This is a genomic window from Pseudoalteromonas sp. S4741 (genome assembly GCF_005886135.1).
In the GTDB taxonomy this organism is placed as follows: Bacteria; Pseudomonadota; Gammaproteobacteria; order Enterobacterales; family Alteromonadaceae; genus Pseudoalteromonas; species Pseudoalteromonas tetraodonis.
In genome coordinates this window covers 24,485-34,198 of sequence record NZ_PNCN01000104.1, presented here as the reverse complement: position 1 = coordinate 34,198, position 9,714 = coordinate 24,485, and the positions used below count along the sequence as shown (strand labels likewise).

At 40.2% G+C, this 9,714-nt stretch carries 8 protein-coding genes; 3 read left to right on the top strand and 5 right to left on the bottom strand.

Annotated features, from left to right (window positions below; all coding sequences use genetic code 11):
* Positions 1 to 71: 71 nt before the first annotated feature.
* From CWC30_RS13885 to CWC30_RS13875, 3 genes are read right to left on the bottom strand one after another with little or no spacing between them, the layout of a single operon-like run.
* Entirely contained in the window at positions 72 to 1,496 is a 1,425-nt protein-coding gene (locus tag CWC30_RS13885; protein ID WP_138627385.1) for a mannose-1-phosphate guanylyltransferase/mannose-6-phosphate isomerase, read from the bottom strand.
* Positions 1,497 to 1,554: 58 nt separating this feature from the next.
* Complete coding sequence (locus CWC30_RS13880; protein ID WP_069438915.1) at positions 1,555 to 2,328, bottom strand: amidohydrolase; 774 nt, start codon at positions 2,326 to 2,328, stop codon at positions 1,555 to 1,557.
* Entirely contained in the window at positions 2,316 to 3,458 is a 1,143-nt protein-coding gene (locus tag CWC30_RS13875; RefSeq protein ID WP_069438914.1) for a methionine aminotransferase, read from the bottom strand. The genes CWC30_RS13880 and CWC30_RS13875 overlap by 13 nt, the downstream gene beginning before the upstream one ends.
* A gap of 101 nt (positions 3,459 to 3,559) precedes the next feature.
* Between CWC30_RS13875 and CWC30_RS13870 the strand changes: the two genes are divergently transcribed.
* On the top strand, positions 3,560 to 4,195 hold the full coding sequence (locus CWC30_RS13870) for a methylthioribulose 1-phosphate dehydratase (RefSeq protein ID WP_138627384.1): 636 nt from the start codon (positions 3,560 to 3,562) through the stop codon (positions 4,193 to 4,195).
* Positions 4,196 to 4,210: 15 nt separating this feature from the next.
* Here CWC30_RS13870 and CWC30_RS13865 read toward each other — a convergent pair whose 3' ends face one another.
* Positions 4,211 to 5,692: an FMN-binding glutamate synthase family protein gene (locus CWC30_RS13865; RefSeq protein WP_036980601.1), complete on the bottom strand. Its 1,482-nt coding sequence runs from the start codon at positions 5,690 to 5,692 to the stop codon at positions 4,211 to 4,213.
* A 76-nt stretch (positions 5,693 to 5,768) separates the two neighbouring features.
* Positions 5,769 to 7,547 carry a DUF885 domain-containing protein gene (locus CWC30_RS13860; RefSeq protein ID WP_138627383.1) on the bottom strand — a complete coding sequence of 593 codons (1,779 nt, stop codon included), beginning with the start codon at positions 7,545 to 7,547 and terminating at the stop codon, positions 5,769 to 5,771.
* A gap of 334 nt (positions 7,548 to 7,881) precedes the next feature.
* On the opposite strand from CWC30_RS13860, the gene CWC30_RS13855 reads away from it, so the two are divergent.
* Entirely contained in the window at positions 7,882 to 8,841 is a 960-nt protein-coding gene (locus CWC30_RS13855; protein WP_036980605.1) for a GGDEF domain-containing protein, read from the top strand.
* 107 nt (positions 8,842 to 8,948) lie between these two features.
* The gene (ubiE, locus tag CWC30_RS13850; RefSeq protein WP_138627382.1) at positions 8,949 to 9,704 is read left to right on the top strand and encodes a bifunctional demethylmenaquinone methyltransferase/2-methoxy-6-polyprenyl-1,4-benzoquinol methylase UbiE; all 756 of its coding nucleotides are present in this window, start codon (positions 8,949 to 8,951) and stop codon (positions 9,702 to 9,704) included.
* Positions 9,705 to 9,714: the final 10 nt, after the last annotated feature.

Genomic DNA, 9,714 nt, shown 5'->3' with positions numbered 1-9,714 from the left:
GGGCTACGGGCTACGGGCTACCAAGTTTTACTGCAGTGACAAATAATCAAGTATTTTCACTATTTATACTGTTACTTTCTGCCGTATATATCGTCAAATCGCTCTATATCGCTTTCATCTAAAATGGCACCCGTTTGAACTTCAATAACAACTAAGGGCTCGGGCTGATTATTCGCTAAACTGTGCAGCTGTTTTGCAGCAATATAACAAGATTGGTCGTGGGTCAGCGTTAAGCTTTGCTGGTCAATACATATATCTGCAGTGCCTGATACTACCACCCAATGCTCAGCGCGATGCTGATGACGCTGCGTTGAGAGCCTAGCCCCACTATTAACGGTTATTTTTTTTACTTTAAAACCGATACTTTCTACCAGCGTACGATAATTTCCCCAAGGGCGGTAAACCACCTGATGGTGTGTCAGTTTGTTATTATGTGTTGTTGCCAGTTGCTTAAGTATTAAAGGCAAACCTTCAAGCGAATCTTGTTTTGCAACCAAGGTGGCATCATGAGTATGAACAATCGCTAAATCGCTTACTCCTAATGTCGCTATTGTGTGCCCGTCTTCGCTAATAACTAGGTTATTAATACTGTTTTGTGCAATATGTTGCTGATTTTTACTGTTTCCCTGCGAATCTTTTTCTGCAAGCGCAGCGAGTGCAGAAAAACTACCCACATCGCTCCAATTTAATGCAACGGGCATTACCACCACATTATTGCTGCGCTCTAAAATAGCATAATCAATCGAGTCACTTGGGCAAGATTCAAGTGCATGAGTATTTGCTCTAGTAAACGCTAAGTCTTGTTTAAAATCTGTGGCACTAGCAACACTTTTAGCTATTTTTGGCGCAAAGCGTTCCAGCTCTTTTAGATATGCCGCGGGAGTAAATAAAAACATGCCACTGTTCCAACTATAACCGCCCTCAGCTAAATAAGTTAATGCAGTTGGTAAATCAGGCTTTTCTTTAAACTGGTCAACTTCAAAACAACAGCTATCTTTAATGGCTGCGCCCTGTTTTATATACCCATAACCTGTGTGTGGCTCTGTTGGTGTGATTGAAAATGTAACTAATTTACCTTGCTCAGCAAGTTTAATCGCATCAGATAACTGAGCAGTTAATGCGGTAAAATCTGCAATATGATGATCGGCAGGCATCACCAACAAAGGACCTGTAATATTATTTTTTAATGCATAGTGCGCGGCAAGGGCAATAGCTGGTGCGGTATTTTTGCCTTCTGGCTCAAGTACTATGGCATGGGGTTTTGCAAATGCTGCCTGCTCCGCGGCAATAAATCGATGCTGCTCATTACAGACCAAAATAGCGGGATTAAAGCCCTCAGTTGCAACACGCACTAACGTACTTTGCAATAACGACTGCTGGTTTTTATTATCAAGTAAAGATAAAAACTGCTTTGGCATTGCTTGGCGCGACAGCGGCCAAAGCCGTGTGCCAATACCGCCAGCTAAAATTACCGGTGTAATAAGGGTTGTATTCATAAAGCCGCCAATAAAAATATCAGCGGCTATTTTAGCACTTTATCGGCTGGGCGCTAATTTATACCAATGTAAAAGCATCGGCATCTAAATGTGCCGGAAATTTAGCTCTAAACTCATCAAGCGGCGCTTTATTTAACGTGATTGTTAATAATGCTGGCTGGTCATCATTCGCTTTAATCAGTGGATCACCTTTAAAGTCATACACTGCGGTTCCACCGCTGTGGTCAATACCATTACCATCTTCGCCAACCCGATTTACGCCAACCACGTAGCACAGGTTTTCCATTGCTCGCGCCATTAATAAGGTATCCCACACATTACGCCTTGCAGCTGGCCAGTTGGCAATATTTATCATCACGTCGTAGTCATTGTTATTGCGCTGAAACACCGGAAAACGTAAATCGTAGCAAACTTGCGGTAAAATTTTAAACCCATTTAGCTCAAACACTTCACGCGTTTGCCCTGGCACTACAAACTCGCCTTCGTTACCCAAACAAAATAAGTGGCGTTTATCGTAATAACGCACATCACCACTTGGTTTTACCCAATAAAACCGGTTGGCCTTTTTGTCTTCTTGGGTTACCAATACTGAGCCAGCAATCACTGCATTATGTTTTTTAGCTTGTGTTTTAAGCCAACCCAGTACTGAGCCATTTTCAGGTTCGCCACAATCAAGGTTAACCGCAAATCCAGTGGCAAAGGTTTCGGGCAATACAATTAAATCAGGTTGATTGTTGATGTTAGCAAGTTGCTGTTCAAACATAGCTAAATTGGCTTTTTTATCGAGCCAATGTAGCGAGCTTTGCAATAATGTAAAAGTTAAAGTTGACATAAAATGCGCGCCGCCTCTATTAAGGTTTGATCGTTTTTAGCAAAACATAAACGAATAACTTTATCGTTATTTGGCTGCTGGTAAAATACACTCAGTGGAATGGCTGCCACGCCTGCTTGTTCTGCTAACCATTGGCAAAATTCTACGTCATTTAAATCCGATACATCACTGTAATCAAGCAGTAAAAAGTAGGTGCCTTCACTTGGTAAAATGCTAAAACGGCTGTCTTGTAGAGCATTACTGAGTACATCGCGCTTTTGTTGATAAAACTCACTTAACTGGTCAATGTGTTCAGCGTGTTGCTCTAACATATCTGCTAATGCATGTTGCGCAGGCGTAAAGCTTGAAAAAGTAACATACTGATGAATCTTTCGAAATTCTTCGCATAAATCAGTGGGCGCAATACAGTAGCCCATTTTCCAACCGGTGCTATGAAAGGTTTTACCAAAGCTTGAAATAACAAAGCTTTTTACCAGTAGTTCCTCGTCACCTAGTGCACTTAAGTGTGGTTGTTGATCAAACGTTATATGCTCATAAACCTCATCACTTATGACATATAAATTGTGAGCGCTCACTAGCTTTTTTAGTTCGTTGATATCTTGCTGCTTTAATACTTTACCGCTTGGGTTATGCGGAGTATTAATAATAATTGCACGAGTATTTACTGTGATAGCTTGATTTACCATTTGCCAATTTATGGCGTAATCTGGCGCGGCTAACGCAACATGCACTGACTTGCCGCCTGCCAGTTCAATAGCGGGCTGATATGAGTCGTATGCAGGATCAAATATAATAACTTCATCACCCGCGCGCACGATTGTTTGAATCGCTACAAATAGTGCTTCAGTTGCTCCTGAAGTTATAGTTACTTGGCTTGTTCCATCAATTTGCGCTTTGTATTTGCGCTGAACTAATGCTGCAATTTGCTGCTGCAGTTTAGGTACACCGCTGGAAGGCGAGTATTGATTAACCCCTTGCGTTACATACTGGCTTAACTGCGCTTTTAAATACTCAGGGGTATCAAACTCAGGAAAACCTTGCGAAAGATTAATTGCCGAAAACTTATTAGCCAAGCCACTCATTTGGCTAAATATACTAATACCTAAATTGGGGAGTTTACTGTCAAACACGAAGTCTCCTGATGATGGTTTTGTGTACAGAGCAGTGCTATGATTAAAAACGGAAGTTTAGCCGTCTAAACTGTACTTTAATTGTTATTTGTGAGGAAAATATGCAAGACAACCATACCGCTATTTCAAACCTTATAGAAGCCGCAAAATGGATTAGCCAACAAGGTTGGGTTCCTGCCTCGGGTGGAAGTTTATCAGCTCGCACCCAAAATGGCTTTGTTATAACGACTAATGGCTGCGATAAGGCCCAACTTACCCATGAGCATTTTTTACAGTTAGACCAGCAAAACTTAAATACTCCTCAGGCGTTATCAAGCGAAGCGAAATTACATTTAAGTTTGTATCAGTTAATTCCTGAGGCGCAATGTGTATTGCATACTCAATCTGTTGCAGCAACGGTGCTTTCACAAGTAACGCAAGCTCATCAGCTTGATTTAAGCGGTTACGAAATGCAAAAAGCGCTCAGTGGTTTTACCTCACATTTAGAAACCTTAAGCATTCCTATTTTTGATAATGACCAAGATATTGATCGTTTGAGCTTATTAGTCAGCGATCACCATTTGCACTCACCGATTAAATTTGGTGTATTAATTCGCGGTCATGGCTTATATGCAGTTGGCAAAAATATTGCTGAAGTGCGTCGCCACCTAGAAGCACTAGAGTTTTTGTTTAGCTGCGAATTAGAGCGATTAAAAATCACCGGCATTCAAGCGAGCAATACACTTCATCATCAATAATTAACAAGCAAGTATTTAATGATAATGCTCGTACATTTTATCTAGCGGCTCAGAAAGGCCGCTTTCTTGCACAATACGCACATGTTTGCGTTTTAATTCGCGAGCACTGGTAACGCCACAAGAATGTGCAATAAGCCCTGCACCGTAATGAATGTATTTATTATAATTTGCGACCCGCTGCGCTTTATCTTCAACATTTAAACCACGTTGCAAACGTTCATTATGCGTAGTAATTCCTGTTGGGCAGGTATCTTTATTACATTGCATAGCCTGAATGCAGCCTAGTGCAAACATATGCCCTCGCGCAGAAACCACAAAGTCGGCTCCTAGTGCTAGTGCCCATGCGACTTTGGAAGGAACAATTAACTTACCCGAAACAATAATTTTAACTCGCTCTCTAAGCCCATGTTTCTTTAATAGCTGTATCACTAAAGGAAGGCTTTCTTTAAGCGGTAACCCCACAGAATCTAATAAAGATTGTGGTGCTGCGCCTGTACCGCCATCCGCACTATCAATAGTAATAAAGTCGGGTGCAGACTCAATACCACGATGATTAATCTCGGCAAATAAACTTTCTAACCAAGTATGCTCACCAATAACCGCTTTAAAACCTGTCGGTTTACCGGTTGTAGTCCTGATGGTGGTAAGCATGTCTAGAATATCGTTTGGATTTTTTATTTCTGGGTGCCCATTTGGGCTAATAGAATCCTGCCCTTCGGGTATGCCTCTTATTTTGGCAATTTCAGCATTCACTTTTCGCCCAGGTAACATGCCGCCTTTGCCTGGCTTGGCACCTTGGCTCATTTTCAGTTCAAACATTTTAACTGTTGGGTGTGCAGCAACGGCTTTTAGCTTTTCTGTACTTAAGTTTCCCTGCTCGTCACGTACACCATATTTAGCCGTACCAATTTGAAACACGATATCGGCACCACCTTCTAAGTGATACGGACTAAGTCCGCCTTCCCCCGTGTTCATCCAACAACCGGCTAATTTTGCTCCCTTTGAGAGTGCACGAACAGCAGGGCTAGATAGCGCACCAAAGCTCATGCCCGATATATTAAATAACGAATTTGTGGTGTAAGGAAATTTACAATAAGGCCCAAGCGTTACGTTGCTAGGCGCTAAGGCTTCTTCATCTAAGGTAGGAAATGCGCAGTTCATAAACATTACGGTGCCTGTCGTTTCTAAGCTTTGGGTTGAACCAAAAGCAGCCGTATGATCAACATCTTTAGCAGCCCGATATACCCAACTGCGTTCGGCGCGATTAAAGGGCATTTCTTCACGGTCGAGAGCAAAAAAATACTGACGAAAAAACTCACCTTGGCGTTCAAAAAAGTAGCGAAAACGTCCAATTACCGGATAATTACGCCTAATAGCATGCTTTGTTTGGGTAATATCTCGAACATAAAAAATAGCAATTAATATAACCAGCAATCCAAATACAACAATAAATAAGCTGGCAAACACATCGATACTAAACATTATAAATTGACTCATTACTTATCCTTAAATGCTAAAAAGCGTGATGTCATTAAATAACACCACGCTTTTATAGTTTCAAAATAATACGCTATTAGCTATCTGTTTTTGCTAATTCTTCTTGTATATATAAACGTATTTGCTGCTCAAGCAGCGATAAAGGCACTGAACCATGGCGCAATATTTGATGATGAAACTCACGAATATCAAACTGCTGACCTAATGCTTGCTCGGCCTCTGCACGCAGACGTTTAATTGTTAACTCACCAATTTTGTATGACAACGCTTGTGCAGGCCATGAAATATAACGATCGGTTTCTGTTTTTACATTGTGTAATGAAAGCGCAGTATTATCGGCCATAAAGTTCATTGCACGCTCACGACTCCAGCCGTACATGTGCATCCCCGTATCAACCACTAAACGTGCAGCACGCCACATTTCGTAGGTTAAACGACCAAAGTTGCTGTACGGGTCTTGATAAAAACCCGCTTCAACGCCTAAGTACTCTGAATACAGTCCCCAGCCCTCACCAAACGCTGATAAATACGCATCACGGCGATAGCTAGGTAAGCTTTCAAGTTCTGCATTGAGTGATATTTGTAAATGATGACCCGGAACAGCTTCGTGCAAAGTTAATGCTTCTAAAGCATAGAGTGGTCGTTTATCTAAAGCGTAGGTATTCACCCAATAAAAGCCGGCTTGATCATCACGGCTCGAACCCGAATAGCGCCCAGTAGTGTACTTAGGAGCAATATTGGCAGGCACCGGCGCTACGCCATAAGGTTTACGCGGTAAGGTATGAAATAATTTAGGTAACTGTGCATCCATTTTTTTTGCAATATACGCGGCCTCTTTTAATAATTGCTCAGGCGTTGTGGCGTAAAACTGCGGATCTGTTCGTAAAAAGTGGATAAATTCTGCAAATGTGCCTTTAAAACCGACTTCTTTAATAACCGATTCCATTTCACTACGAATGCGCGCAACCTCCGCTAAACCCAGCTCATGTATTTCTTTTGGGGTCATTTGTGTGGTGGTGTAATATTTAGCACGATTTGCATAAAAGGCCTCACCATTCGGTGTTGACGAAATACCAATATCACTACGTGCGCCTGGTAAGTATTCGTTATTAAAAAAAGTTAAGTAGTCTTTGTAGGCATTAATAACTTGGCTGCTAATAATAGCTTTAGCTTGTTGTTGCAAACCTGCAAATTCACTATCACTTAAACCCGCGGTATTGTTTAAAAAAGGCTTATAAAATTCAGATTGTGTGACGTCATCAACAATGTAAGCAGTAATCGAGTCTTGATAACCAATTAACACCGCTTTGGGTTGAGTTAAACCAACCTCTAATCCTTTGCGCATCCAACCTATATTTTGCCCAAAAAAGCGCGGAACTTGCTTTAATCGCTTTAAATAGTGTTGATAATCTTGTGCGGTTTTATAATCAGAGCTATTAACAATAAACGATAAGCTTGAATGAAAGCCATATTCTGACGTTAAAGGCATGTAGTGCGTATTAAATACATATTCATCAACACTATTTTGCACTTGCGCTCGAATAATACTGTAGTTAATTTGGTTTTCATCACTGAGTTCACTTACATCTATGGCATCTAAATCTGCTAATAACTGCGTGTTTTTTTGATATTGCTGTGCTAAAAATTCAGCTGACAAATTAGGTAATAAGTAGCCATCAACGCCTTCGGGGTTACTATACGGGCTTACATTTTGGCGGTGCTGTACGATATTTGCAGCCGTTTGCGTAAATTGCTGATCGGCGTTAATTGCGGTGAGCTGACACGCGCTTAATGAGCACACTAAGGTGACACTTAATAAGGAAAGACGCATTTGTTTTGAAAGAGATAAATTCATAGTGATTGATCTTAGTAATATTACAGATGTGATAAACCTATCGTAGCCTAGATAAATAGCAAATAGATATACGACCAACTGCGCAAAATATACGCCCGTGAGATATTGTATTAACTTAAGTTAATACTTAACAATTAGAGTAATTGCTCAAAAAAGCAACGGTTATTGAATTTATAGCGCCATTTTAGCCAACTACGACTCATTTTACTTTTAAATCACAGATATAATGATTATTGTATCTGCGCTTGGAAGCAAATTGCCTTATCGGACGAGTTTTATAAATCAGCATTTATGCGTATTTGGTTGGTAATTGCAAATGATGTTCCATGACTCCATGGCTATAGCACAAGAAAAAATGACAAAAGTATGTATGTTTTTAGAGCATCATGTTTTGCCTCCTACCCCCTTAAATTTTCAAGTTGTGTATACATACACTAGTAAAATCCATTTTGCGCTTAACAATGCTATTGATGATGCCATAGATGCCCATCAAAATATTGATGAGCTGTTTATTGAACAACTCTATTTTGAATATTTAAATCAAGGGCATAAAACCGAAGTAGCCATGATTGAAAACGTCAATGGCGTGATCAATTCACTATCGCAAAATGCTCAACAGACCGAAAAAAAGCTAAACGACTTTGCAGGTCATGTTAATGACTGTATGCACTCTCTAGATGAAAATAATATTGCCAACAGCCGTATTGCTTTAGAAAGGCTTAATGAACAAACTCAGCTTTTATTAACGCAACAAGCTCAATTTAAACACCAACTAAGTCAGGCCAAAAAACTACACGAAGCAACTAAAAAACAACTTAATACCCTACGCAAACAACATGTGATTGACCCACAAACTGGCTTATACAAACGCCATTATTTAACCAAACAAACACAGTTATGGTTAAAACAAGACAAATCAATCTCAGCTATTGCCATTCAAATTGATAATTTAGAGCATTTTATTAATAATTTTGGCGATGCCATTGGCGAAGTGATTTTAAATAAAGTGGCTAAGCAAGTGCAAAAATATGTTTCGCAAAGTGGCTTAGCCGGACGCTCTGCAAAAGATCAATTCATCGTTTTACTTGCTAACATAGAACCCGAAACCGCTAACCTTATTGCACAAAAAGTGATAAGCGGAGTTGAAAAACTACGCTTTATAAGTTCAAAAAGCGATCTAAAACTCCCTCCCATTTCTCTCTCTCTAGGGATTACGGAACAACAACAAGGCGACTTTAACCAACTTGTTAAAAGTGCCTCAAACGCGGCCTTTAAATCACGCACATCTCAATAGCCAATTACACTGTTCACACAATAAATTAGCTGATAAATCATATTCAAATTGCACCCTTGGTGCACAATCAAGTACACTAGTCTTTATTACCACGATAGAGATTAATCATGAACGAGAACCCTGAAAAGACCACGCATTTTGGCTATAAAACTGTTGCCGAAACCGAAAAAGCTTCTATGGTTGCTGATGTGTTTCATTCTGTTGCGACAAAATACGATGTTATGAATGATCTCATGTCTTTTGGTATTCATCGCTTATGGAAACGTCAAACAATCGCTAGTTCAGGCATTCGTAAAGGCCATCATGTATTAGACTTAGCCGGTGGTACTGGCGATTTAACCGCAAAGTTTAGTCAACTTGTTGGCGATACCGGCCAGGTTGTTTTAGGTGATATAAACTCTTCAATGCTAAAGGTTGGCCGCGAAAAGCTGCATAACTTAGGCCTTGTCGGTAACATTAATTATGTGCAAATGAATGCTGAAGCATTACCTTTTCCTGATAATAGTTTTGATTTAATTACGATTGCTTTTGGCTTACGTAATGTTACCGACCAAAATAAAGCGTTGCGCTCTATGTACCGTATTTTAAAGCCAGGTGGTCGTTTACTCATTCTTGAGTTTTCGAAACCAGAGCAAGAGCTTCTCAGCAAAGCGTATGATTTTTACTCTTTCAACATTTTACCTACTATGGGTAAGTTGGTTGCTAACGACAGTGAATCATACCAATATTTAGCTGAGTCAATTCGTATGCATCCAGATCAAGAAACGCTAAAAGCGATGATGGTCGAAGCAGGATTTGAACAAGCAACTTATCAAAACCTTACAGGCGGCATTGTTGCACTTCACCGTGGGTTTAAATACTAAGGTTAGTAAT

Bases quoted from the DNA above. Each gene is read 5' to 3' on its own strand.
- CWC30_RS13870 (WP_138627384.1), top strand. From the start codon at position 3,560: ATGCAAGACAACCATACCGCTATTTCAAACCTTATAGAAGCCGCAAAA.
- CWC30_RS13880 (WP_069438915.1), bottom strand. From the start codon at position 2,328: ATGTCAACTTTAACTTTTACATTATTGCAAAGCTCGCTACATTGGCTC.
- CWC30_RS13885 (WP_138627385.1), bottom strand. From the start codon at position 1,496: ATGAATACAACCCTTATTACACCGGTAATTTTAGCTGGCGGTATTGGC.
- CWC30_RS13865 (WP_036980601.1), bottom strand. From the start codon at position 5,692: ATGAGTCAATTTATAATGTTTAGTATCGATGTGTTTGCCAGCTTATTT.
- CWC30_RS13855 (WP_036980605.1), top strand. From the start codon at position 7,882: ATGGCTATAGCACAAGAAAAAATGACAAAAGTATGTATGTTTTTAGAG.
- CWC30_RS13860 (WP_138627383.1), bottom strand. From the start codon at position 7,547: ATGAATTTATCTCTTTCAAAACAAATGCGTCTTTCCTTATTAAGTGTC.
- ubiE (WP_138627382.1), top strand. From the start codon at position 8,949: ATGAACGAGAACCCTGAAAAGACCACGCATTTTGGCTATAAAACTGTT.